At 69.7% G+C, this 25,576-nt stretch carries 19 protein-coding genes; 14 read left to right on the plus strand and 5 right to left on the minus strand.

Going from position 1 to position 25,576, the window contains the following annotated elements; all coding sequences use genetic code 11:
- Positions 1-172: 172 nt before the first annotated feature.
- Together WS51_RS17095 and WS51_RS17100 are read left to right on the plus strand one after the other, a co-directional pair.
- Entirely contained in the window at positions 173-919 is a 747-nt protein-coding gene (locus WS51_RS17095) for a MipA/OmpV family protein (protein WP_059789863.1), read from the plus strand.
- Positions 920-1,198: 279 nt separating this feature from the next.
- On the plus strand, positions 1,199-1,534 hold the full coding sequence (locus WS51_RS17100) for a hypothetical protein (RefSeq protein ID WP_059506151.1): 336 nt from the start codon (positions 1,199-1,201) through the stop codon (positions 1,532-1,534).
- A 21-nt stretch (positions 1,535-1,555) separates the two neighbouring features.
- On the opposite strand, the gene WS51_RS17105 is transcribed toward WS51_RS17100, so the two are convergent.
- Both WS51_RS17105 and WS51_RS17110 read right to left on the minus strand, forming a co-directional pair.
- Entirely contained in the window at positions 1,556-2,809 is a 1,254-nt protein-coding gene (locus WS51_RS17105) for a lytic transglycosylase domain-containing protein (RefSeq protein ID WP_069229499.1), read from the minus strand.
- A gap of 418 nt (positions 2,810-3,227) precedes the next feature.
- Positions 3,228-4,388, minus strand: a complete 1,161-nt coding sequence (locus WS51_RS17110) for a porin (protein ID WP_060023181.1) — start codon at positions 4,386-4,388, stop codon at positions 3,228-3,230.
- A gap of 429 nt (positions 4,389-4,817) precedes the next feature.
- Here WS51_RS17110 and WS51_RS17115 point away from each other — a divergent pair, with 429 nt between their 5' ends.
- Both WS51_RS17115 and WS51_RS17120 read left to right on the plus strand, forming a co-directional pair.
- Positions 4,818-5,411 (plus strand): flavin reductase family protein, encoded by a 594-nt coding sequence (locus tag WS51_RS17115; RefSeq protein ID WP_059546263.1) that lies wholly within the window; start codon positions 4,818-4,820, stop codon positions 5,409-5,411.
- A 139-nt stretch (positions 5,412-5,550) separates the two neighbouring features.
- On the plus strand, positions 5,551-6,399 hold the full coding sequence (locus WS51_RS17120; RefSeq protein WP_060330243.1) for a hypothetical protein: 849 nt from the start codon (positions 5,551-5,553) through the stop codon (positions 6,397-6,399).
- Between the two features lie 42 nt (positions 6,400-6,441).
- Here the strand turns inward: WS51_RS17120 and WS51_RS17125 are convergent, their stop codons facing one another.
- Both WS51_RS17125 and WS51_RS17130 read right to left on the minus strand, forming a co-directional pair.
- Positions 6,442-7,371, minus strand: a complete 930-nt coding sequence (locus tag WS51_RS17125) for a phosphatidate cytidylyltransferase (protein WP_059506159.1) — start codon at positions 7,369-7,371, stop codon at positions 6,442-6,444.
- Between the two features lie 36 nt (positions 7,372-7,407).
- Positions 7,408-8,040 (minus strand): lysophospholipid acyltransferase family protein, encoded by a 633-nt coding sequence (locus tag WS51_RS17130; protein ID WP_069230001.1) that lies wholly within the window; start codon positions 8,038-8,040, stop codon positions 7,408-7,410.
- A 452-nt stretch (positions 8,041-8,492) separates the two neighbouring features.
- On the opposite strand from WS51_RS17130, the gene WS51_RS17135 reads away from it, so the two are divergent.
- The gene (locus tag WS51_RS17135) at positions 8,493-9,098 is read left to right on the plus strand and encodes a CDP-alcohol phosphatidyltransferase family protein (RefSeq protein ID WP_069229500.1); all 606 of its coding nucleotides are present in this window, start codon (positions 8,493-8,495) and stop codon (positions 9,096-9,098) included.
- A gap of 223 nt (positions 9,099-9,321) precedes the next feature.
- On the opposite strand, the gene WS51_RS17140 is transcribed toward WS51_RS17135, so the two are convergent.
- Positions 9,322-10,344 carry a sensor domain-containing diguanylate cyclase gene (locus WS51_RS17140; protein ID WP_069229501.1) on the minus strand — a complete coding sequence of 341 codons (1,023 nt, stop codon included), beginning with the start codon at positions 10,342-10,344 and terminating at the stop codon, positions 9,322-9,324.
- A gap of 505 nt (positions 10,345-10,849) precedes the next feature.
- On the opposite strand from WS51_RS17140, the gene bcsB reads away from it, so the two are divergent.
- Genes bcsB through WS51_RS17185 form a run of 9 tightly spaced genes read left to right on the plus strand, consistent with a single transcriptional unit; the run spans position 10,850 to position 25,559 of the window.
- On the plus strand, positions 10,850-13,177 hold the full coding sequence (gene bcsB, locus WS51_RS17145; RefSeq protein WP_069229502.1) for a cellulose biosynthesis cyclic di-GMP-binding regulatory protein BcsB: 2,328 nt from the start codon (positions 10,850-10,852) through the stop codon (positions 13,175-13,177).
- 3 nt (positions 13,178-13,180) lie between these two features.
- On the plus strand, positions 13,181-14,392 hold the full coding sequence (bcsZ, locus tag WS51_RS17150; RefSeq protein WP_069229503.1) for a cellulose synthase complex periplasmic endoglucanase BcsZ: 1,212 nt from the start codon (positions 13,181-13,183) through the stop codon (positions 14,390-14,392).
- Complete coding sequence (locus WS51_RS17155) at positions 14,377-18,300, plus strand: cellulose synthase subunit BcsC-related outer membrane protein (RefSeq protein WP_069229504.1); 3,924 nt, start codon at positions 14,377-14,379, stop codon at positions 18,298-18,300. The genes bcsZ and WS51_RS17155 overlap by 16 nt, the downstream gene beginning before the upstream one ends.
- Positions 18,301-18,309: 9 nt before the next feature.
- Positions 18,310-20,277, plus strand: coding sequence for a cellulose biosynthesis protein BcsE (bcsE, locus tag WS51_RS17160; protein WP_059798380.1), 1,968 nt, complete (start codon positions 18,310-18,312; stop codon positions 20,275-20,277).
- Complete coding sequence (locus WS51_RS17165) at positions 20,274-20,483, plus strand: hypothetical protein (protein WP_059506174.1); 210 nt, start codon at positions 20,274-20,276, stop codon at positions 20,481-20,483. Before bcsE ends, WS51_RS17165 begins: the two co-directional genes overlap by 4 nt.
- Positions 20,480-21,268 (plus strand): cellulose biosynthesis protein BcsQ, encoded by a 789-nt coding sequence (gene bcsQ, locus WS51_RS17170; RefSeq protein WP_069229505.1) that lies wholly within the window; start codon positions 20,480-20,482, stop codon positions 21,266-21,268. Before WS51_RS17165 ends, bcsQ begins: the two co-directional genes overlap by 4 nt.
- Positions 21,265-23,802, plus strand: coding sequence for a UDP-forming cellulose synthase catalytic subunit (gene bcsA, locus WS51_RS17175; RefSeq protein WP_059789846.1), 2,538 nt, complete (start codon positions 21,265-21,267; stop codon positions 23,800-23,802). Before bcsQ ends, bcsA begins: the two co-directional genes overlap by 4 nt.
- A 27-nt stretch (positions 23,803-23,829) precedes the next feature.
- On the plus strand, positions 23,830-25,383 hold the full coding sequence (bcsG, locus tag WS51_RS17180; RefSeq protein ID WP_069229506.1) for a cellulose biosynthesis protein BcsG: 1,554 nt from the start codon (positions 23,830-23,832) through the stop codon (positions 25,381-25,383).
- Positions 25,365-25,559, plus strand: coding sequence for a hypothetical protein (locus WS51_RS17185; protein ID WP_059506181.1), 195 nt, complete (start codon positions 25,365-25,367; stop codon positions 25,557-25,559). The genes bcsG and WS51_RS17185 overlap by 19 nt, the downstream gene beginning before the upstream one ends.
- Positions 25,560-25,576 lie beyond the last annotated feature (17 nt).

The raw sequence follows: 25,576 nt of genomic DNA on the forward strand, positions 1-25,576 counted from the left end.
CCGTTCCGAAGGCGCGGGGACGCGCACGACAATCGGGAACATTCGAACACAATTGACCACACATTTGCCGCAGTTTCCGGACAGTCGTGCCGAGCGGCCGAACCTAGACTTCGGGCTCCTTCACTCTTGTCCCGACATCGTGCGTCCTTCCCTCCGCTCCTTGCGCTATTGCATGCCGCTTGCCGGCCTCACGCTTGCCGCCCTGGCTCACGCCGAAAACCAGTACACGATATCGCTCGGTGGCGGCTTCGCACCGCGCTACCAGGGGAGCAACCAGTATCGCGCGGTCGTCGGGCCGTCGTTTTCGGCGATGTTCGGCAATGGCTTCTTCATCGATACCAACGCCGGCGCCGGCTACCGCCTGAACCTGCCCCACGGTGCATTCGTATCGGCTGCGTTGGGCTACGACGCGGGCCGCGCCGACGAAAATCGCTTCGGCCTGCCGGGCTCGGACCACCTGAAGGGCATGGGCCGGGTGCCGGGATCGGTGCTCGTCGGCTTGCGCGCCGGCGTGAAGCTGCTGGATGGCGGCGAACTGACGATCGCGGTCGACGCGCCTGTCACGCATGCGTCGCGCGGCTTGTCCGGCCATGTCGATCTCGCGGTGCCGCTGTTCGAGACGGGACGCCATTCGTTCGTCGCGACGGGTAGCGTGCACGCCGGCACGGGACGCTATATGCAGACGTTCTACGGCGTGACCGACGCGCAGTCGCTGGCGAGCGGGTTCAGGCCGTATTCGACGAGCGGCGGGGTCGACAGCGCGACGCTGTCGCTCGCGTGGAACTGGGACGTGTCGCGGCACTGGTCGGTGCGCGCGACCGGCGGCTTTACGCGGCTGCTCGGGCGTTACGGCGACAGCCCGATCGTGCAGACGCGCAGCAACTACTTCGGAATGGCCGGCGCGACGTACAAGTTCTGAACGGGAAGGCGGCCCGCATCGCGCATGCGGAATGCGGACGCCGATGTCATGGCTGCCGCGGATCGCGTGCGGTAACATGCAATCCGGTCCGGCGCGACGCCGGGCCAGCGGCGCGGGTTGGCTGAAGTGGCTTGATCGCGTCGCGGCGTGCCGTCGTTCGCCGGCCTGCATCTGCCGGGGCGCGGTTCGCGCCGCGCGCGGAATCGATTACGCACGAAATGCCCGGTGGCTCGCATCATGCGTCGCATGAACGGCCGGGCCGCGTCACGGAGAAAACCGATGAAGAAAACGATCGCGATGATCGTTGCGCTCGTTGCAAGCGCAACCTTTGCAGGATGTGCGGACATGAATGTGAAGCATCCGAATGCCACCGCCGGCGGCGCGGTCATGGATCCGGCGCCGTCGGGCACCACGGCTGCGTGCAAGGCGGACGCCGCCCCGGACGACGCGCTGATCGGCAGGACCGAGGCCGACGCGGCCGCGCTGCTCGACGGCTGCCTGTGGCGCGTGCTGGAGCGCGACGGCAAGTCGTTGCCGGGCACGATGGATTACCGCGCGGAGCGCCGCGATCTCGGCATTCGCGACGGCAAGGTGATCTGGGTGCGGCGCGGGTGATGCGGCGGGCCGGCGCGTGCGTTACTTCGAGATGTACCAGAGCGCGTCGGTGCTGACGCGCGCAGCCGGCTTCGTTGCCGCGGGCGCCTGAGGCGTCGCAACGGGGGCCGGTGTGTTCGACGTCACTGCGGTCGGCCACGTCGCTGGCGTTGAGGACGTGGCGGACGCCGGCGACGAGTTTGCCGTACTCGCGGTCGCCGCCGAACCGGACGTCGACGCCGTATCGATGTACCAGAGCGCATCGGACGACGTGGTGCGCTTGGCCGACGCATTGGCACCGTGTTTCGCCGTCGGCGCTGCGGCAGCCGTTGCGGCCGTTGCCGCCGCCCCCGGACGCTGCGTTCCCGCTGTCGTTGCCGTTCCGCCCTGTGCTGTGGCTGCAGCCGCCGCACCAGCGCCGCGCTGCGCGCGCGCCTCGAACGGCCCAAGCTGGAAGATTAACGTTTGCGCGGGACGCGTCAGAACGGCATACGGGAACTGCAGTTCCCACGACATCAGCACGCGTCCCGACGACGTCTCGGTGAAGATCGCCGGCACATGCTTCATGTCGCTGAACTGCACGTAGATTCGTGCGCCGTCGTCGAACACCTGGGTCGGCTTCGCCTGGTCGGCGCCGGTGACCGTCCAGCCGAAGTTGTACGTGCCGGCCGGGCCGGCGGGTCCGCCTTGCGGCTGCGGGGGCGGGGCGGCCGGCGCGAGCGTGCGGGCACGCGCGACCGGCGGCGCCGACACGCTCAGGCTCGCGAACGGGTTGTACGGCTGCACCTGCTGCGGCGGCGTGAAGGAGGGGGGCAGGATGGGCATGGGAGTATCCGGCGAATCCGGCATGGTCCGGATTGCATCATAGACCTTGCGCGCATACGCGAGGCGCTTGTCGGGCGACGCGGCGTTGTACGCGCCGATCGCGTTCCAGTTGGCACCGAGCTGGCGGATGTTCTGCGACAGGATCCACGCGCCGACATACGCGTTGGTGCACGCATCGAACAGGCTTTCCCGCGTGATGCCTTCGCGCGCGAGCGTCGGCAGCCAGGTGCTGTTGATCTGCATCAGCCCGATGTCGACGGTGCCGTTCGTGTTGGTGTTGACGGCGTTCGGATTCATTCCCGATTCGACCTGCGCGATGCCGCGCAGCAGGCTCACGCTCACCTTCTGGAACGTGGCTGCGTCGTCGAGACAGTCGGCTTGCGCGAATCCGTGCAGCGCGCACGACAGCGCGATCGTCGCGGCGATCTTCGGCGTGGCGTGGCTGATCGAACGGGCAGTCTGACGCGGCATGGCAGGTTGGGGCGGAATCCGGCCGCCCGGTGCAAGGAAATTACGCAGACGCGAAGTGTGCCATAGCGCGCAGTCAAATGGCTCGCGTCAAACTTTCCTTTGCATTTGCCCGCGCATGTGTCGCGCATTTCGGTGGGCGCCGGTATCGATGCGCGCCGGGACGGAATCGGTAAAAACGACTGCGATCGTGCGCGTGCCGGCGGGCGATCGCGGTCGCAATCCTGACGCGTCGCGTCATGTGCGGTGAAGGCGGCAGTGAATAATGCGGCGACGCGGAATGACGGGCGGCGCATCGGGCCGTGCGCGCACAGTGAAAACGAAGACGGCGGCCGCAGCCGCCGTGTCGGTGAATCTCGATCCCCGAATCCGGAGCCGATCGACCGGCCGCACGCTGCCGCGCGCAGCCGGCCGTCATCGATCAGAAGCGGTGGCGCAGGCCGAGGTTGACCATCGTCTGCGAGCTCGTGCCCGCATAGCCATACGAACCGATCGACGCCTGCGCGTCCATCGACCCGCCGTTGCCGTCGCCCGTGCGGCCGCTTGCATGCTGGTACGCGGCGGTCAGGTACACGTCGGTGCGCTTCGACAGGTTGTAGTCCGCGCCGGCCGACACCTGGTGATAGGTCGCCGACGTATCGCCGCCCGAGCGCGTGTAGCTGTAGCCGACGCCGACGAGCAGCGCATTGGTCGCCTGATAGTTCACGAAACCCTGGCCGGTGTTGTAGTGCTCGTTCGAGTTGAACACCGAGCTCGCGTCGCGGCGGTACTGCGCGTTGCTGTAGCCGAGGCCGAACGTGAACGGGCCGGCGACGTACTGGCCCGCGATGCGGGCAATGCCGATCGAGTGCGCGCTCGCGTAACCGTTGTTGATCGGGCCGTCGAAGGTGCCGTCCGACGAGCTCGTCCAGCCGGTGCGCAGCCCGTTCGATGCGGGGCTGTTGGTCGCGTGGAAGTAGCCGCCCGCGACGCTGAACGGGCCATTGTTGTACGACACGGCAGCCGAATACGATTGCGCGGCGCCGGTGCTGCCGGCGATGCCCCCGAACGAGTACATCGCCGAGAACTGCAGGCCCGAATACACGGCCGACGTGTATTTCACCGCATTGTCGACGCGGAAGCTGTTGTCGTAGTTGTCGACGTCGCCCGGCGTTGCGAACACGCTGCCGAGATAGTTGTCGGCGGTGATGCCCTGCACGAGGTCGACGAGCGGATCGTACTGGCGGCCGAACGTGAGCGTGCCGTAGCGGTCGCTCGTCAGCCCGACGAACGCCTGCCGGCCGAACAGGCGGTTGCCCTGGCCCTGCCGGCCGGTGCTCGGATCGAAGCCGTTCTCGAGCTGGAACAGCGCCTTCAGCCCGCCGCCGAGATCCTCGGTGCCTTTCACGCCCCAGCGGCTGCCGGCGAGGTTGCCCGCGCTGCTGTTGCCGAGCATCCACGCGTTGTCCTTGCCCTGCGCATGATTCACGTAGGTGATCGACGTGTCGATCACGCCATACAGCGTGACGCTCGACTGCGCATGCGCGGCGGGAATGGCCGCGAACGATGCGAGCGAAATCAGCGAGAGGGTCGTGCGTTTCATTTCATCTCCTTGCGATTGGCTTGCTTTCTTGAACCGGAATGGCAGGAAGACTACCGAGCCGACGACGAACGGCAAAAATGAAATTCTCCGATGTGACCTAAAGCAGACAGGTGCGTGCTTCGGCAAGGTCCATTGAGAGATTCACATTATTGAGAATTGTGTATCAATCGATTTGAGTTTCAACGGGGAGCGATCGGCGTATTGCCGGATTCGTGATAATTCCGCGCGATTTTCGGTGGAAATTCGACGAGAACGCATTCGTCGCCGATTCATCAATTGATTATTTAATGAATTGAATCGCGTCATGCGGGCCGGATGTGTTATTGCGCGCTCGCGCCGACCCGCGCTCGCCGTCAGCGTCGATCGGCACAGGGTGCGAGAATGCGGCCTTCGGCCGGCACGCGTCGGGCCGCTCACCAGGGAACCCGCATGGACAGTCACATCGCTCCGGTGGCGCTGCAGAAAGCCTACCGTCTTCTCAACCATGGCCCGACCGTGCTCGTGTCGGCCCGTCACGACGGCGTCGACAACGTGATGGCCGCCGCATGGGCCTGCGCGCTCGACTTCCTGCCGCCGAAGCTGACGGTCGTGCTCGACAAGTCGGCGAAGACGCGCGAGCTCGTCGAGCGCAGCGGCACTTTCGTCATCCAGGTACCGACGGCTGCGCAGTTGCAGCTCACGCATGCGGTCGGCAGCCACAGCCTTGCGGAGCGGCCGGACAAGCTGCGCGAAGCGGGCGTCACGCTGTTCGATGTCGAGGGCCACGACCTGCCGTTCGTCGCCGGCTGCTCGGGCTGGCTCGCATGCAAGCTGATTCCGGAGCCGCACAACCAGCAGACTTACGACCTGTTCATCGGCGAGGTGGTCGGCGCGTGGTCCGACACGCGCGTGTTCCGCGACGGCCACTGGTATTTCGAATCGGCCGATCCGGCGTTGCGCAGCCTGCACTACATCGCGGGCGGCAACTTCTATGCGATCGGCGAATCGCTGCACGTGGATCTAGGGCAGCGGGATCCGCAGTAAGTAATTGGCCGGCGGGCGGTTCTGGTCGAGGGCGCGCGGCATGCGCACGTGCGCATGCCGCGCTGTACGTGTACGCTTCGGACTCGCGGGCAGGCCCGCGCGTGCGGCATGGGGGCGCACGCATCGACCGGATCCAGGGATGAACAAAGAAATCGTTATGCCAGGCGGCGCGATTGTCGAGCCTGTGCGCATTGGCCGGTTCGCGGCAACGCTCGCCGCACTGTCCGGCGTCGCGCTATTCGCCTCGCTTGCCACGCTGCCGCCCGTCCATGCCGCCGAGTCGGCGAATCTCGCGCATGCGCTGCAAGCGTTCATCCGCGACACGTACGGTGGCTGGCGCGCGGACCGCAAGGGCTGGCAGGCAGGCGCCGGCGACTTCATCTACACACCCTGCGGATCGTTGCGCGTCGCGACGGCCGACGGCCCGCGCACGTTGCTCGCGATGTGCGGCGAGACCGAGGACGCCGTGCAGAACGGAACACCTGGAATGGACGACGACGTGACGACGGGTACGATCGACCTGTACGTGCTGAAGCCGTCGGCGGATGGCAGTCGACTCGAACCGGTGCTAAAGAAGACAGGCATCGCGTCCGGCGCGCGCGGCGAGCCGGGCACGATGCACATTCAGCGGCTCGGCCCACATTTGTTTGGTTTCGTGATCGGCGAAGCCGATTCACGGCAAGGCTACACACAGCGCCTGCGCTCGATCTGGCTGCCGAATGGCGATGCGCTGGTACTGGCCGCGCCGCGCATCAACGAGGCACTCGACAATGCAGCGTCGAACGACTGCGCAAGCAACCCGACCCGCTGTGAGGACCGCCGTTTCGAGATCGCTCCCGATACGACCGACGCTGGCATCGTCTATCCGCTGATCGTGACCGAGACCGGAACCCGCGGCGGCCACGCGATTCACGTGCGCTACACGGTGAAGTTCGATGCGGCGCGTGGCCGCTACATCGTGCCGAAGGCGTTGCGCGAAGGATACTGATCCTTCATGCGCGGAAACGGGCGGCATGGCGCCGCCCGTGCATCACACGTACAAATACCGCACGAGGTGAAAGAACACCGGCGCCGCGAAGCAGATCGAGTCGACGCGATCGAGCATCCCGCCGTGGCCCGCGATCATCGAGCCCCAGTCCTTGGTGCCGAGCGAGCGCTTCACGGCCGACAGCACGAGGCCGCCGACGAAGCCCGCGATCACGATCGCGAGCGAGATCCCGAACGCCGCACCGAAGCTGAACGGCGTCACGCGATACAGCGACGCGCCGCACAGCGTCGCGAGCAGGCCGCCGCCGACGAAGCCCTCGACCGTCTTCGACGGCGACAGCCGCGGCGCGATCTTGCGGCGCCCGCACAGCTTGCCGACCACGTACTGAAGCACGTCGCTGATCTGCACGACGAACAGGAAGAAGAACAGCAGCAGCGCGTTCTGCCCGGCGTAGCGCGGAATGTCGAGGATCAGCACGGCCGGCGCATGGCTCAACCCGTACACGCACACCATCAGCGCCCAGTTGATCTTCGCGTTGCGGCTCAGGAATTCGCGCGTGTCCTGCGTGAGTGCCGACACCAGCGACATCGCGAAGAACAGGTGTACCGGCACGAAGATCGAATACATCCCGTACCAGTTGATCGCCAGCAGCAGGTACTGCACCGGAATCGCGATGAAGAACGCGATGAAGAGCGTCGTGTGGTCGCTTGCGGTGGTCGGCGTGAGCGTGATGAACTCGCGCAGCGTCAGGTACGACAGCAGCGCAAATACCAGATACGTGACGTTGTTGCCGAGGCTGATCGCGATGACCATCACGGCGATCATCGCCCACCACGCGCGGATGCGCTGGTTCAGGTTGACGATGGTCGCGCTGGTGCCGCCGCTGCGCGCGCCGAGGATCGCGCCGATCACGGTCGCGAGCACCAGCACGCCGGTGACGCCCGCGACCAGTTCCCAGAAGAGAGTTCGCATGAAGAGGTCCGGAAAAGGAAGAGAAGGGCGCCGTGTTCAACCGGCCGGCCGCTGCGGCGGCGCGAGCGCGACGATCGCGTCGCGCATGCGGGCGAGGAAGGTCGGCTTGTCCTCGCCGGCGGCGAGCGCTTCGTTCGCACCGAAGTGCACCTTGCAGATCAGCGGCACGGGCCAGATCGTGCCCTTCGGCATGATGCGCTGCAGGTTCTCGAGGTAGACCGGCGCGAGCGCGACCTCAGGAAACTCGGTCGCGAGATGGAACAGGCCGCTCTTGAACGGCTGCGGCAAGACTTCGGCGCCGCGCGTGCCTTCGGGAAAGATGATGATCGAGTGCCCTTGCCGGAGTGCATCGCGCACCGGGTCCAACGGGTCGCCGCCGCTTTCGCGGTGACGGTCGATCAGCACGACGTTCAGCAGCTTCTGCGCGACGTGGCGCTTCACGTTGCTGCTGTCCCAGTAGTCGCGCGCGGCGACGGGCCGCACGACCGCGCGCACGTCGCGCGGCAGCGCGGCGAGGATCGCGAGCGTGTCGATATGGCTCGTATGGTTCGAGAAGTAGATCTTCTGTGTCGGGGAGGGCGGTGCCTGATGCCAGACCGGATACGCACCGGCGACGAGCCGCACGATCGACAGCAGGAAGTCGCGCTGCCACACGTTCAGGATGTTCATCGGCGTCGCGCCTCCTGCACGCATGCCCGCGCAACCGCGCATGCGCGGCGGACGGAATCCCGGAATGCCGGCGCGGCAGAATGCGCACCGGACGGCCATTGTTTAAGTTTTTTCAAATTCGTGGCTGCCTGTCGCAGGGCCGCGATAATCGGACGATGCGCCGACGGTGTTGCGTCGCGGCGAATGCGCCGTTCGACGGCGTGATAATCGGCTGTTGCACGAGCGCCCGGTCACAGTTCGAATGAATTGCTGCGCTCGCGGGCCAGCGGATTATCGCGAGTTTCCGTCGAAAACGCCAGATTGCCCGGCACCGCCGGCGCGTGTGCGGCTTGACGCGCTGGCGACCGCTCGGCGACGATTACGCCCATCCGTTGCACGCCACTGCCGATGGGTGCGCGGCCCGGGGCGGGGCTGCCGCAAACGTGTCCGAACGTGAATAAACCAATAAAACGATGAGCCTCTACGCACTCAAACCGAAATTCCAGAACCGTCTGCGCCCGTTCGCGGATTCGCTCGCCGAACGCGGCGTCACGGCCAACCAGGTCACGCTGTTCGCGGCCGGCGGCTCGATCGTCGTCGGCGCGCTCGCCGGGCTCGGCGTGTTCGCCCGCGTGCTATTCCTGCTGATTCCGATCTGGCTGTTCGTGCGGATGGCGCTCAACGCGATCGACGGCATGCTCGCCCGCGAGCACGGGCAGAAGAGCACGCTGGGCGCGTACCTGAACGAACTCGGCGACATCGTATCCGACGTCGCGCTCGTGCTGCCGTTCCTCGCGGTCGCCGCGTTCGCTCAGGCGGACGTCTGGCTGTTCGCGCTGACGGCGGTGATCGTCGAATGCGCGGGGCTGATGGGCCCGCTCGCCGGCGCGACGCGCCGCTACGACGGCCCGTTCGGCAAGAGCGACCGCGCGCTCGCGCTCGGCGCGTTCGCGCTGTGGATCGGCGTCGGTCTGCCGGTCGGCAGCGTGGCGGTGTGGCTGTGGCGCGTGCTGATCGTGCTGTCGATCGTGACGGTGGTGCGGCGCGTGCAGGCCGGCGTCGCCGAAGCGGGCGGCTAACGGCCGCAGAAGGACGGGCAGGACCGGCGCCGGAGGGCGGCGGCGCATGATTCGAACGACGAAACGAGAGAGATGGCGTGAGCGCGCGCACCGCCCGCGCGGCCGACTTCGTCACGCACGACGGCGACACGCTGTTCTATCGGCATGGCGATCGCGCTGCCGCGGCTCGGTTAGCCATCCGCGACCGGCACGGGCGGCCGGCGGGCCGCGGTTGCCAAGCCGGTCATGCGTGCGCCGCCCGCCGCGTCCGCGTGCGCTTCACCTCGTACATCGCCTGATCCGCTCGCTCGATCAGCGCGTTCATGTCGGTGCCGTCGTCAGGCAGCATCGCGATGCCGACACTCACGCCGAGCCGCAGCGGATGCCCCTCGAACTCGAACGGCTCGCCGACCTGCCGGGCGAGCCGTGCGCGTTGCGCATCGACGTCGTCGCGGCTGGCGATGTTCGGCAGGATCACCGCGAATTCGTCGCCGCCCACGCGTGCGACCGTATCCGAGCGCCGCACGGCGCGCTGCATCCGCGTGGCGATCTCGCGCAGCGCGGCGTCGCCCGCGCGGTGGCCGTAGCCGTCGTTGATCGGCTTGAGCCCGTCCATGTCGATGTTGAGGATGCCGAGCCGGCCGTTCGCGCGCAGTGCCGTATGCATCGACTGGCGCAGCCGATCGTAGAACAGCGCGCGGTTCGGCAGGCCGGTGAGCGAATCGTGCGTGGCACGCAGGTACAGCTCGTTGGCCTCGTTGCGCGCCGCGTGGAACATCGCGGCGGCGATCAGGTCGGCCGTGAGCCGCAGCGTGCCGGCATCGGCGGCTGAAAAACCGTCGATGTCCGGCGACATCACCTTCAGCACGCCGACCGTGGTGTCCGCATGCGTGAGCGGCATCACCAGCATCGAGCGCAGGCCGACCCGGCGGCACGCGTCGCGGTCGACGCGCGGGTCGGATTCGGAATCCTTGCAGTGCAGCAGTTCGCCGCGCGTCACGCACAGGCCGGACAGGCTGCCCGAGCGGCGCAGCCGCAGCCCGAGCATCCCGGCTGCGGAGCCCGACGCGGCGCGGTACACCATGTCGTCGCCTTCGGCGAATTCGACCGCCGCGCCGCTCGCGCCCGTAAGTTGCGGGACCTGCTCGGCCACGTAGGCCATCACGCTGCCGAGGTCGAGGCCGAGTTTCACGATCTCGGCCTGCACGGCGATGATGCGCAGCAGCGTATCGGGGGACGGGGTGGCGGTGTCGACGATTTGATCCAAGTCACTTTTCCATGAAGAAAGCACAGCGCGCGGCGCGGGCTTGCGGTAGCATACGCGCCGCTCACGCGGCAGCGCGTTCCGGGCGGCCCGCAACGGGCCGCCGCCGGCATCCGGTTGGTGCCCCGGACGGTCGGCCCATCGGTTCGGCGGCGCCGGCAGTATGCCGGTCGGCCTGGCCGGCAGCAACGGCGTAACTCTTGCCATTCCATCGCGACGCGCAGCATTTCCGACCGGATTGAGTTGTTTTTCGCTTCATCAGCACGAATCAGGGTGAGAATTGTCCCAATTTTGAGATAGTGTGACGAATGTGCGAGCACCGGTGCCAGGTGCGCACTGTCCGACGATTCGACAGCAAAATGATTCGCCGTGTCGTTTCGATAAATGCAATTCAGGCCAGACTTTGAGGGGAAGCAGTGGGGATCTGCACTCACGGGCATAGCTGCTTTGCGCGCGCCGGTTGCGGCGCGCTTGACGACCGGACGATCATGACGATGCGGGGCCGCGCATGAAGCCGGCCGCGTCGCTGTTCGTCGTGTCGGTCGCCACGTTCGCCGCGTTCCATGCGGCCGCGTTGTCGGCCGCGCCCATGCCGGCCGCGCCCGCTTCGGCGTCCGCCGGCGCTCCGGCCGGGCCGATGCTCGCCGGCGGCACGGCGGCGCCGCCGCTCGCGACAGCGCCGGGCGCCGCCGCCGGTGTGGCCACCGCCGGCCTGCCCGCGACGACCGTGCACCTGCCGTTCGCGTCGCTCGGCGCGTTCGATCCGCTCCACCTGCGCGGCGCCGACGACGCGCGCACGATCAATGCGGGTGTGCGGCTCGATCGCGTGGTCACCGGCGCACGGCTGCGCCTGACCTACGCGTATTCGCCGTCGCTGGTCTTTCCGATGTCGCACCTGAAGGTGTCGATGAACGGCGAGGTGGTCGCGACCGTCCCGTTCGATGCGACGCGCGCCGGGCGCACGGTCACGCAGGACATCCCGATCGATCCGCGCTACTTCTCCGATTTCAACCAGATCGGCCTGCGCCTGATCGCGCATTACACGCTCGATCACTGCGAGGATCCGTCGAGCTCGGCACTGTGGGCCGACGTGAGCCCGACGAGCGAACTGATCCTCGACGAGTCGCCGGTACGCCTGCCGAACGATCTCGCACTGCTGCCCGCGCCGTTCTTCGACCGGCGCGACAACGGGCTCCTGCGGCTGCCGTTCGTGCTGCCGGCATCGCCCGACTCGGCGACGCTGCGCAGCGCCGGCGTGCTCGCGTCGTGGTTCGGCGCGCTGGCCGACTATCGGCAGGCGCGCTTCCCGGTCGCGGCGACGCTCCCGGCCGACGACCAGGCGGTGGTGGTCGGCACGGCCGCGACCTTGCCGGCCGGCCTCGCGCTGCCGTCGGTCGACGGCCCGCTGCTCGCCGTCGCCGACAACCCGGCCGCGCCGGGCCGCAAGTTGCTGATCGTGACGGGCCGCACGGCGGCCGAGGTCGACGATGCGGTCGCGGCGCTCGTGCTCGGCCGCGCGGCGCTGTCGGGCCCGGCGGCAACGGTCGCGCACGTCGATCTCGGCGCGCCGCGCAAGCCGTACGACGCACCGCGCTGGCTGCCGGTGAACCGGCCGATCGCGTTCCGCGAGCTGGTGTCGGATCCACGCGAACTGGAAGTGCGCGGCACGTCGCCCGACGCGATCCGGCTGAACCTGCGCGTGCCGGCCGATCTGCATTCGTGGAACGGCTCGGGCGTGCCGATCACGCTGCGCTACCGCTACACGGCGCCGACCGTGCAGGACAACTCGACGCTCGCCGTCGAGATCAACGATCAGCTCGTGAAGTCGTACCGGCTCGGGCCGGCGCATGCGGAAGACGCGCGCGGGCGCATGCAATTGCCGCTGCTGTCGGTGCCGGAAGGGCGCGTGACGAGCGATGTCGACATCCCGGCGTTTCGCGTGGGCAGCGGCAACCAGCTGCAGTTCCGCTTCACGCTCGATTCGCAGAAGACGGGGCTGTGTTCGAGCACCGCGACCGAGCCGCAGCGCGCGGCGATCGATCCGGATTCGACGATCGACTTCTCGCACTTCGTCCATTACGCGCAATTGCCGAACCTCGCGTTCTTCGCGAACAGCGGTTTCCCGTTCACGCGCTTCGCCGATCTGTCGCAGACGGCGGTCGTGATGCCGGAGCGGCCGTCGCCGCAGGAGCTGGAAGCCTACCTGACGATGCTCGGCCACATGGGGCAGTGGACCGGCTTCCCGGCGCTGCGCGTGCAGATCGCGCGGCCCGGCGACGTGGCCGCACTGGCGGGCAAGGACCTGCTCGTGATCGACGGTTCGCCCGCGTCGCCGTTGCTGTCGCGCTGGCGCACGGCGTTGCCGCTGTCGATCGACCGCCAGGCCGGTGCGGGCGCGACGCGTGTCGCGTTCTCGGTGAAGGAACGCTGGCGCAACGGCGTGGGCATGGCCGACGGCGGCGCGCATATCGAGCAGACCGGCTCGCTCGCGGCGTTGGCCGGGTTCGAGCTGCCGGGCAGCCACGGCCGCAGCGTCGTGGCGTTGACGGCGACCGACCAGGCGCGTCTGGCCGACCTGCTCGACGTGTTCGAGAAGCCGGGCCTCGTGTCGCAGCTGCAGGGCGACCTCGCGCTGGTGCGGCCGGGGCAGGTCGACAGCCTGCGCGTCGGCGAGCCGTACGTGGTCGGCTTCGTGCCGTGGTACGCGCGTGTATGGACGCACGCGGCGCGGCACCCGGTGGTGCTCGGTGTGGTCGGCGTCGTCGCGGGGCTGCTGCTCGCGCTCGGCGTGTTCAGCGTGCTGCAGAGAATCGCCGCGCGCCGACGGGGGATGTAACGGATGGCGTGGGCATTCGCAAGGCGACGGGCCGCGCGGCGGGTCGGCGCGACGCTCGTGCTGGCCATCGCGGCCGCGTGTGCGACGGCCGGCGCCGCCGGACGCGCGCACGCCGCGCAAAGCGACCCGGCCGACGCACGGTGCGGCGCGGCGTGGCCGCGCTGGGACGCGTTCAAGCGCGATTTCGTGTCGGCCGACGGCCGGGTGATCGATGTCGGCTCGGCGGATTCGCGCACGGTATCGGAAGGGCAGGCGTATGGACTGTTTTTCGCGCTCGTCGCGAACGACCGGCGCACCTTCGACACGATCCTCGCATGGACCGAGAACAACCTCGCGCAGGGCGACCTGAGCGCGCGTCTGCCCGCGTGGCTGTGGGGCCGCGCGCCCGACGGCGCGTGGCGCGTGCTCGACGCGAACGCGGCATCCGATGCCGACCTGTGGATCGCATACACGCTCGTCGAAGCCGGATGGCTCTGGCACGAGCGCAGCTACACCGCGCGCGGCGCGCTGCTGGCGAAGCGCGTGCTCGACGACGAGACGGCCAGCGTGCCGGGCCTCGGCCTTACGCTGCTGCCCGGGCCGACCGGCTTCCGGCTGGCCGACGGCCGATGGCGCGTGAACCCGAGCTATTCGCCGCCGCAAGTGATCCGCGGGCTCGCCACGCGCCTGCCGGACGATCGCCGCTGGGCCGCGCTCGCGGCGAGCACCGGCCGCGTGCTGCTCGACACCGCGCCCAAGGGCTTTGCGCCGGACTGGGCGTTGTATCGCGCCGGTGCCGGCTTCGCGCCCGATCCGCAGACCCACGCGGAAAGCGCGTACAACGCGATCCGCGTGTACCTGTGGGCCGGCATGCTCGATCGTGCCGATCCGTTCGCGGCACCGCTGCTCGCGCGCTTCGCGCCATTCGCCGATCACATCGCCGCGCATGGCGCGCCGCCGGAGAAGGTCGACACGACGACCGGCGTCGCGGGGCCGAACGATGGCAACGGCGGCTTCTCCGCGGCGGCCGTGCCGTTCCTCGACGCGCGCGGCCAGCATGCGCTCGCGGATGCGCAGGCCGCGCGTGTCGATGCGCTCGCGCGCCAGTCGCCGCCCGGCTACTACTCGAGTGTGCTGACGCTGTTCGGCCTCGGCTGGCGCGACGGCCGCTACCGGTTCGGCGCGGACGGGTCGCTCGATGCGCGCTGGGAGGGCCGTTCATGCGCGGCCCGATGAAGCGCACCGCGCGGCGTGTCGCGGGGCTGGCATGGCTCGCGTCGTCGGTCTCCGCGGCGGCGCCGGCCGCGGTCGCCGTCGCGGCGACGAAACCCGTCGCGCCGAAAGCGGCGTCGATGGCGGCTGCGTCCGCCGCGTCCGATGTCCAGCGTCAGCTTGCCACTGCCCGCATGTGGGGCGCCAAGCATCGCGACGACCTCGCCCGCGATGCACTGCGCAAGGGGCTCCTGATCGCGCCGGACGATCCCGAACTGCTTGCGGAACAGGTACGCGTGCTGCTGCGGCTCGGCGACGCGCAAGGCGCGCAGTCCACGCTCGCACGCCTGCAGGCGCGCGCGCCCGCGGCGCCCGACACGCGGCGCGCGGCCGACGAATACCGCGTCGCGACGAGCGGCCGCGGCGAGATGGCGCAGATCCGCCTGCTCGCGCGCAGCGGCCGCGCCGACGAGGCCGCCCGCCGCATCGTCGCGCTGTTTCCGAACGGCGCGCCGTCCGGCGCGCTCGGCGCCGAGTATTACCAGATCGTCGCGAACGCGCCGGGCGGCCGCGAGCCGGCAATCGCCGCACTGCGCCGTGCGGTCGCGGCCGACCCGCAAGATTCGAGCGCGGCGCTGGCGCTCGCACGGCTGCTGAACCAGCGCGCCGATACGCGCGCCGAAGCGAACCGCATCGCGTGGTCGCTCGCGAAGCGGGTCGATGCCGACCATACGGAAGCGATGGCCGTGTGGCGGCGCGTGCTGCAGTCAGCCGGCGGCGACCCCGCGTATCTCGATGCGCTGCACGCGTATCTCGCGCTCGTGCCGGACGACACCGAATTCCGCGATCGCGCGGCCGCACTCGACCGGCAGCGCGACGCGCAGCGCCGGCTCGAGCGCGACCCCGACTACATCGCGCAGCAGCGCGGCCTGCAGGCGCTCGTGCGCGGCGACCTGGCCGGCGCCGATCCGCTGCTCGCGCGCGCGGCGAAAGCGCGGGCCGACGACGCCGACGCGGTCGGCGGGCTCGGCCTGCTGCGCCTGCGCGAAGGCCGGCATGACGAAGCGCGCGCGCTGTTTGTGCGCGCCGCTGCGCTGTCGACCGACCAGCGCGGCAAGTGGCAGAGTCTCGCGCGCACCGCGCAGTTCTGGGGCCTGCTCGCGCAAGGCCGCGCGGCGGCGTCGGCCGGGCGGCCGCAGGATGCCGAACGTGCGGCGCGCGCGGCGCTCGCGATGCAGCCGGACAGCCCCGACGCGAAGCTTCAGCTCGCCGATGCGCTGCTCGCGCAGCGCGACTGGGCGCGCGCGGAGCCGCTGCTGCGCGAATTGCTCGCCGCGCGCGAGCCGAGCCTGTCGGCGGTGCGCGGCACGGCCATGTTGTACGAGAACACCGGCCGTGCCGATCGCGTCGGTCCGCTGCTCGACGCGCTGCGAAGCCGTATGACGGGCGGTGACGATCGCCGTGCGCTCGACGGGCTGCGTGCCGACCTGCTTGCGAACGACGCGCGTGCGCTCGCGGAGAAGGGCGAACGCGGGCCGGCCGCGCAACGCTACGAAGCGGCCGTGCGTGCGGCGCCCGACGCGCCGTGGACGCGTTTCGCGCTCGCACGGCTGTACCGCGACATGGGACTGCCGCAGCTTGGCCGCACGGTGATGGACGACGGGCTCGCACGGAGCGAGTCGCCGGAGATGCGCTATGCGACCGCGCTGTACCGCAATTCGCTGGACGATGTCGCCGGCGCGCAGGCCGCGCTCGCGGGCGTCGACGACGCGCATCGTTCGGACGGCATGCGCGCGCTCGCACGCAAGCTCGATGCCGAAAGCGCGTTGACCGACGCACGCGGCGCGCTCGGCCGTGGCGATCGCGCGGCATTCGACGCGGCGCTCGCGCATGCGCAGGCGAGCGCGCCGGACGATCCCGACATGCTGGCCTCGATCGGCGCGCAATGGATCGACGCGGGCGAACCCGATCGCGGTCTGGCGCCGTTGCGCGACTGGATCGCCGCGCATCCGCACGAAGCCGACACCGACGTGCGGCTGCGCTACGGCGACCTGCTCGGCAGCGCGGCGCGCGACGACGCGCTCGCCGCGTGGCTCGACGCGTTGCGCCGTGAACCGGCGCTGACGCCGGCGCAGACCGCGCGGATCGAGGACCAGTCGCTGCGGCTCGTGCTGCGGCAGACGGACGACGCGATCGCGCAACGCGACTATGCACGCGCGCGCACGCTGCTCGATCGGGCAAGCCCGGCCGGCCGCGCGGACAAGCGCTACGCGCTCGAGCGGGCCGATCTCGAACGCGCGCAGGGGCATTACGACGCGGCCCGCGACGCGCTCGCGCCGGTGGTCGCGCGCACGCCGGACGATGCGGACACGCAACTCGCACTCGCGCGCATCGACGAGGACAGCGGCCATCGCGCGGCCGCGCTCGCACGCGTGCAGGCCGTGCTCGCGCGCACGCCGGACGACGACGTCGATACGCGGCTGTCGATCGTGCGCCGGCTGAACGCGCTGCGTCGTCCGGACGACGCGGCACAGGTGATCGACCCGTTGCAGGCCGCATACCCGGCGCGCCCCGACGTGACGGTCGCGGCGGGGCGCGTGGCCGAGACGCAGGGCCGCTACGACGATGCCGCGTCGCTGTACCGGCTGTCGCTGTCGCAGGAGCGCGCAAGCGGCGTGAGCCCGGGCCGCGATGGCCGCACGCCCGCGCAGGCCGCGTTCGCGGAGCTCGCGCAGCGGCGCGATCCCGAGATCGAGATCGGCTGGCTGCCCGCGTACAAGTCGGGCGACGAAGGGATTTCCGCGTACCGTGCACAGCAGGTGCCGATCTACATGCAGATGCCGGTGCGCTACGACGGGCATGCGTTCCTGCAGCTCGACACCGTGCATCTGGACGCCGGCACGCTCGATACGAGCGACCCCAACGCGTATTCGCTGAAGACATTCGGGACCTACGCGGCGCTCAACTCGCCGATCGGGCTGCCTGCGCCGTTCGCCGCGAATCCGTCGGCTGCCGCGTCGATCGCGCATCCGCCGGGCGACCTGCATCAGCCGATGACGGGCGTTGCGCTCGGCGCCGGCTATCGCACGGACGCGTGGCGCTTCGATCTCGGCACGTCGCCGCTCGGCTTCCCGGTGCATTACCTGGTCGGCGGCGTACGCTATCGCTTCGACGCGGGCCCGGCGAGCTTCACCGTGAACGCGTCGCGCCGTCCGGAGACGAGCAGCGTGCTGTCGTATGCGGGGATGCGCGATCCGTGGACCGGGGCGGTCTGGGGCGGCGTGCGCCGCGACGGCGTGAACCTGCGCGCGGCGCTCGACGTCGGGCGCGTGAACCTGTTCGCCGAATTCGGCGCGGGCGTGCTGTCGGGCCGCAACGTCGAGCGCAACGCGGAAGTCACGCTGCGCTCGGGCTTCACGGTGCCCGTGTACGAACGCGCGACGATGAAGGTGAGCACGGGGCTCGTCGGCAACGCGTGGCACTACGCGCAAAACCTGCGCTACTACACGTACGGGCAGGGCGGCTACTACAGCCCGCAGCGCTACCTGTCGCTCGGCGTGCCGATCGAATGGGCCGGGCGGCGCGACGCGCTGTCGTGGGACCTGACCGTCACGGCCGGGATCTCGAACAGCTATGAAAAGGATTCGCTGTTCTACCCGACCTTCGCGAACCAGCGCGCCGCGCAGGAGGCGGCGGGGCTCGTCTACGCGGGCAGTTCGACGCGCGGCGTGTCGTTCTCGTACGGCGTGAACGGCATCGTCGAATATCGCGTGAATCCGCACCTGAGCGTCGGCGCGCAACTGCACGTCGACCGGTCGCACGACTACGCGCCGAGTTCGGCGCTCGTGTATCTGCGCTATGCGTTCGACGCACGCGCGGAGCGCAGCTGGCTCGTCACGCCGACGCCGGTGCGGCTTTATTCGGATTACTAGGGGAAGCGCGTGAATACGGAAATCGATGCAACCCGTCCCGCGCTCGGCGCCGCCGGCCTGCTGGGCCGCTTGCGCGCATTGCTGCGCACGGGGCCGGCAGGCGGCCGAGCGGGTGTGTTGAGCCGGCTCGCGATCGACGGGCTGCCCGATACATGGACGCAGCTGGAAGCGGGCGGCCTGTATGCGATCTATGCCGCTGCCGGCACGCCGGCGTGCGACGCGCTGGTGTGGGAAAGCGCGCGGCAGTCGCGCACGCGCGACGTGACGGTCGTGCTCTCGCGCGACGCGGCGCGCGTTGCCGCGCAGATGGCGTCGCGCGGTTTCGCGGGCGGCGCGCAGCCGGCCGGCTGGCCGCGCAACCTGAACGTGCTGGCGATGCCGGGCGCGCACGAGCCGGCCGACGGCGATGCCGCGCGCGAATCGGGCGCACCACGTCGTGCGGCACCCGGTCCGTTCGCGCGCCTCGCGGGCGCCCTGCGCGCGATGAAGCGCTACGGTTTCCGCGCGCGCTCGCTGTATTTCATCGAAGGCGCGCAGCGCTGGTTCAGTTGGGACGATCCGGCCGCACTCGCGGAAGAGGCGCACGCGCTCGCCGACTGGTGCCGCACGCACCGGATCGCGCTGGTGCTGCTGGTCGATCCGGAGATCGTGCGCACCGGCGCCGACCTGGATACCGATGATCCACCGCTCGTGCGCGATGCGAATCGTGCGCCGCGCAGCGGCTTTCACGGCGTGTGCTCGGGCGTCGCGCAGTTGCAGCGCACGCACGGCGAGCTGCTGTGGGTCGTCGATTTCTGGCGTGCCGGCGACACGCTCGCGGCCGGCGAAGTGCGGCCGCTGCGATTCGCGCCGAGCGGCCGGCTCGCGGCGATCGTCGACGGCGGCGCCGCCGAGCCGTCGAGCCGCATGAAGCTCGCGACCGACGAGGATCGCGTCGTCGTCAGCCGCGCGGCGCTCGACGAGACGGGCCGCGTGCCCGCCGGCTGGGAAGTCGTCGACGACAACGCGGCGGTCGTCGCCGCCTGTGCGCACGCGCAGGCTGCGACCGCGGTGCTGGCGTTCCGCTCGCACGCGCAGCTCGAGGCGCTGTGCGCGGCCGTTCATGCACTGCGCCGCCAATCCGGCGGCGCATTGAAGATCGCCGTCGTCGAACGCGGCGAAGTGCTGCGCCAGCAGTTCGAGATGCTGGTGCTGAGCGTCGGCGCGAACCGCGTCGTCGCCCGTGACCTGCCGATGTCGCGGATGCAGGGGGCCGTGAACGCACTGCGCGGGCAGCTCTATGCGCGGCCCGTCGCGGCCGACTATCGCGCGGCGCTCGCGGCCGCGCTCGGCGATTCGGTGCTGGGCTACCTGCCGGTCGGCGCATTCTGCCTGCGGATTCGCGCGGTGCTCGATCGCGGTGCCGTGCTCGCGCTGCCGCATACGCTCGCGAAGATCGCGCTGCTGCCCGGCGTGTCGCACGTCGATGCGCTGCGCCACTGCCGGCCGCGCCGCGCGGGCGACGTCGTGACCGCCGATGCCGGACACCTGTACGTATTCCTGTTCGCGTGCGAGCCGGGCGATGCCGATGACGCGCTCGCGCGGATCTTCGACGTGCCGGTCGACACGCTGTCCGATCGCGTCGTATGTCTCGGCCAGGGCAGCATCGACACCGAACTCGATGCGCTGAAGGCCGAGAACCGGCGCGCGCCGATCGCCGACTACAGCGACCTGTTCGCGACGGCGAAACCGGCCGGTGCGGCGCGCGCGTCGATCGAACGCGCCGCGCAAGCCGTGACGCTCGCCGAACCGGGTGCCGAACCGGGAGCCGAAATCGCAGCGGCGCGGACGGTCGACGAACCTGCCGATGCGGCGCCGCGCGCCGGCGACACGACGCCGGCCGCCGATGCGCCGGCACCGTCCGCCGAATTTCCCGCCGCGCGCCCGCGCGGCGCCATTCGCAGCGCGATGCCGCTGCGCAAGCCGGAGGGCGCATGATCGCCGAACTCGTCATCGGATTCGTCGTCGGCATCGCGATCGCGGTGCCGGTGTGGATCGTCGCGCAGCATCTGGGCCTCGGCCGCGGCTTTCATGCGCCGCGCGGCCTGCACCGGCGCGACGTGGTGCCGTGCGTGCTTGTGCCGGTCGCGCTGCGCGGGCGCCTGTTACCCGAAGCCGGCCGTAGCGACGAGGCCCCGCGATGAAGACGATCGCCATCACGTCGACGACCGGCGGCGCGGGCCGCACGACGCTCGCCGGCGCGCTCGCCGTGCTGCTCGCGCGCCGCGGCCGGCCGGTCGTCGCGGTCGAATTCGATGCGCAGAACCTGATGGGCGTGACGCTCGGTCTCGACGCGCTGGCCGAGCACGGGCTCGCGCACAGCCTGCTCGATGACGCGGGTGACGCCGCGCCATGGCACGCGCATACGTGGCGCAACGCCGACGGCGTGTTGTTCGTGCCGTACGGGCAGGTCGACGCGGCGGGTGCCGCCGCCTGCGATGCGCGGCTCGTCGCCGATCCGGCGTGGCTGTCGCGTGCGCTCGACGAGATCGCGCTGCCGGCCGACGGCGTCGTGCTGGTCGACACCGCGCGTTATCCGTCGCCGCAGGCCGAACAGGCGATTCGCGTTGCCGACCTGACGCTCGTCGTCGTGCCGCCCGAACCGGCCGCGTGCGCGACGGTGGCCGCGCGCCTCGACGCGCTGCGGGCCGGCGGCGGCGACCTGCGGATCGTCGTGAACCGGTTGAACCCGGCGCGCGACATGCAGCGCGATGCGCTTGCGATGCTGCGCGCGGTCGCGGGGCCCGCATCGATGCTCGAACAGCGGATTCACGTCGATGCAGCCGTGCCCGAGACGCTCGCGGGCGGAACCTGGATCTTCGACGATGCACCGTATTCGCAGGCGTCGCACGATCTGAACGGCGTCGCGAACTGGGTCGACGCGTGGCTGGCCGCAGCGGCGGCCGGCCATACGGGAGCGCGGCAATGAACGCCGCATTCGCGTCGCGCTGGCGCGCCGCGGTTCGGCGCGCGACCGACTGGTGCGCGCGCGGGATCGGGCTGCCGGCCGAGCGCACGCTGCTCGACTGGCTCGTGCGACTGTTCTTCCACGCGCCGCCGCCCGGCCGCGCCGACCCGATGCGCCGGCGGGCGCGCGTTGCGTTTCTGTGGCTCGCGCGGGAGTGGGGCGTGCTGCAGCCGCTGAGCCCGCGTGAATGGCTGTGGCGCGCGATCGTGCGCGCGCCGCGCGCGGCCGACGAGCGCCCCGCGCGCGATCCGCTCGCGTGGTTCGACACGTTCGTCGTACCGGCCTACGTCGCGGCGCGCGCACTCGGCAAGCGCTTCGACGCGTTGCTCGAGCGACTCCCTTGGGCGCGCTGGGGCGGCTGGCTGGATGCACGCGCGCACGGCGTCGGCCGGCATCGCTGGCTCGCGCCGCTGCTGCTGATCGCCGGCACGCTGATGTGGGCCGCGGCCGGGATGTCGCCGCTGATGCCCGGCGCGCAGTTCGCATTCTTCGCGATCGTCGCGGTGCTGGCGCTGGCGCTGCGCCGCCTGCCGGGCCATCTGCCGACCCTCGCGCTCGCATCGCTCGCGCTGCTCGCCACGGTCCGCTACGTGTGGTGGCGCACGACCCAGACGCTCGATTTCCGCAGCCCCGTCGAGGCGTTCGCCGGCTACCTGCTTTACGGTGCCGAGGTCTACACGTGGATGATCCTGCTGCTCGGCTTCATTCAGACCGCATGGCCGCTCGACCGGCCGATCGTGCCGTTGCCTGATGATCCCGACAGCTGGCCGAGCGTCGACATCTACATTCCGACCTACAACGAGCCGCTGTCGGTCGTGAAGCCGACCGTGTTCGCATCGCAGAGCATCGACTGGCCCACGGCCAAGCTGCGCGTGTACCTGCTCGACGACGGTCGCCGCCCCGAGTTCGAGGCGTTCGCGCGGGAAGCGGGGATCGGCTACCTGACGCGCGACGACAATCGCCACGCGAAGGCCGGCAACATCAACCGCGCACTGCCGAAGACCCACGGCGAATACATCGCGATCTTCGATTGCGATCACGTGCCGACGCGCTCGTTCCTGCAGACCACGATGGGCGTGTTCCTGCGCGACCCGAAGTGCGCGCTGGTGCAGACGCCGCACCATTTCTTCTCGCCCGATCCGTTCGAGCGCAACCTCGGCACGTTCCGCGAGATCCCGAACGAGGGCAACCTGTTCTACGGGCTCGTCCAGTCGGGCAACGATCTGTGGAACGCGACGTTCTTCTGCGGATCGTGCGCGGTGCTCAAGCGCAGCGCGCTGGAGGAGGTGGGCGGCGTCGCCGTCGAGACGGTGACCGAGGACGCGCATACCGCGCTCAAGCTGCATCGCCGCGGCTACACGTCGGCCTACCTGCCGACCGTGCAGGCGGCCGGCCTCGCGACCGAGAGCCTCGCCGGGCACGTGAAGCAGCGCACGCGCTGGGCGCGCGGGATGGCGCAGATCTTCCGCATCGACAATCCGTTCCTCGGGCGCGGGCTCGGCTTCATCCAGCGGATCTGCTACGGCAACGCGATGCTGCATTTCTTCTACGGGATCCCTCGGCTCGTGTTCCTGACGATCCCGCTCGCCTACCTGTTCTTCCACCTGTATTTCATCAATGCGTCGTCGGTTGCGCTCGCGAGCTATGTGATCCCGTACCTGGTGCTCGCGAACGTCGCTAACTCGCGGATGCAGGGGCGCTATCGCCACTCGTTCTGGGCGGAAGTCTATGAATCGGTGCTCGCGTGGTACATCGCGCTGCCGACCACCGTCGCGTTCTTCAGCCCGAAGCACGGCAAGTTCAACGTGACCGACAAGGGCGGCAAGATCGACGAAGGCTACGTCGACTGGTCGACGTCGAAGCCGTATCTCGTGCTGTTCGCGCTGAACGTGCTCGCGATCGCGGCCGGTCTGTGGCGGCTCGTGGTCGATCAGGGCGACGAGGCGTCGACGATCCTCATCACGCTCGGCTGGACCGTCTACAACCTCGCGATGCTCGGCGCCGCGCTGGCCGTCGCGCGCGAGACCAAGCAGGTGCGCGTCACGCACCGGATCGCGATGCGTGTGCCGGCGACGCTGCTGCTCGCCGACGGGTCGACGGCCGCCTGCTTCACCAGCGACTACTCGACCGGCGGCCTCGGCCTCGAGGCGGTGCCGGGGCTGACGCTCGCGGTCGGCGACACGCTGACGGTGTGCGTGACGCGCGGTGACCGACCGTTTCCGTTCCCGGTGCGCGTGAGCCGCGTGACGCCGACGCATGTCGGCGTGAGCTTCGAGGCGCTGACGCTCGAGCAGGAGCGCCAGCTGGTGCAGTGCACGTTCGGCCGCGCGGACGCATGGCTCGACTGGCATGCGGGCGCACGCGCGGACACGCCGCTGCGCGGGCTGAAGGAAGTGCTGCGCGTGGGCCTGGACGGTTACGTACGCATGTGGAAGGGTGCGGCGCGCGGTGTGCAGTCGATGCTGGCACCGAAGCTCGATCGGGCGCGCGACTGACGCGGCGCCCATCATGGAGTGGTTTAGATGACGTTCTGGAATCTGTATTTCATCTTGAAGTTCGCGCTGTTCGCGACCGGTCACCTGCAGCCGCTGTGGCTCGCGAATCTTGCGTTCGCGCTCGCGCTCGCGGCGAGCGCGCCGATCCGGCAACGCGCGTGGCGCATCGTGCGGCAGCTCGTCGCGATCGCGATCGCGGTGCCGCTTCTCGCGCGCGAGATGCATGCGCCGCCGCTCGCGCGCCTTGCCGAAGCCGCGCGCGAGGTCGGCACGTTCCGCCTCGAGTACTGGATGGAGCTGCTGCCGCGACTGTTGCCGCCGGTGCTGGTGTTGACGGTGGCGGGCGTGCTGATCGTCTATTTCATCGTCAACCGCTGGCTGCGTGTTGCGACCTTCGTGCTGGCCGCGCTGATCGTGATGCCGCTGTGGCAGGCCGGCCACGGGCTGATGGCGCGCGTCGTCGCGCCGCTGCCGCAGCAGGCGAACGCGGCGGGTGTGCGCGCCGGCCAGCCGGAGGACCACAACGCGGCACTCGCGACGTTCCGCGCGCAGGAATCGCAGCGCCAGGTCGCGTTCGGTCATCTCGGCAACGACACGTCCGCGCAATTCGACGTGATCGTGCTGCATGTGTGCTCGCTGTCGTGGGACGACCTCGACGCCGCGAAGGTGCGCAACCACCCGATGCTCAGTCACTTCGACTACCTGTTCAACAACTTCAGCACGGCCGCGAGCTACAGCGGCCCGGCCGCGATCCGCGTGCTGCGCGCGAGCTGCGGGCAGGAGGCGCATGCGGATCTGTACAAACCTGCGCCGCAGCAGTGCTACCTGTTCTCGCAACTCGCGTCCGCGGGTTATTCGGTGCAGTCGCTGCTGAATCACGACGGCCACTTCGACAACTTCCTGCAGGTCATTCACGACAATATCGGCGTGCCCGACGCACCGCTGATCTCGAACGCCGCCGCCCCGGTCGCGATGCATGCGTTCGACGGTTCGGCGATCAAGGACGATTACGGCACGCTCGCGAACTGGTACGCGCAGCGTGCATCGGTGCCGGGCCCGGTCGCGCTGTACTACAACACGATCAGCCTGCACGACGGCAACCGCGTGGTCGGCAGTTCGCTGACCAGCATCGATTCGTATCCGCAGCGCGCGACCAAGCTGATGAACGACTTCGACCGGCTCGCCGACCTGATCGCGCAGTCGGGCCGCCGCGCGGTGATCGTGTTCGTGCCCGAGCACGGTGCCGCGTTGCGCGGCGACAAGAACCAGGTCGCGGGCCTGCGCGAGATTCCGACGCCGCGCATCGTTCACGGGCCGGTCGGCGTGCGGCTCGTCGGCTTTACCGGCAACCACGGCACGACGACCGTGATCGACCAGCCGACGAGTTTTCTCGCGCTCGCGCAGTTGCTGTCGAACCTCGTGTCGAACAGTCCGTTCAAGCCGGGCGTGACGCTTGCGCAATATGCCGCCGACCTGCCGCGCACGCGGATGGTCGGCGAGAACGAAGGCACGGTGACGATGCAGACGAGCACCGGCTATGCGGTGAAGACCCCGGACGGCGTATGGATCGACGAACAATAAACATCGGCGAAGGCGACGACGATCGCCTGTCGCAGCCGAACGACGTGATCGGCCTCGCGCGGCATTTGCCCGCGCTGGACCCCGCACGCTACGTGGACGAGCAGGCGCGGCGCGCGTTCGTCGAATCGCTCGACCGCTGGCCGGTGCTCGCGAAGCTGATGGGATTGAAGCGGTAAGCGCAAGGCGGCCGGCG

Origin of the sequence: Burkholderia territorii (genome assembly GCF_001718335.1) — a bacterium.
GTDB classification, from domain to species: Bacteria; Pseudomonadota; Gammaproteobacteria; order Burkholderiales; family Burkholderiaceae; genus Burkholderia; species Burkholderia territorii.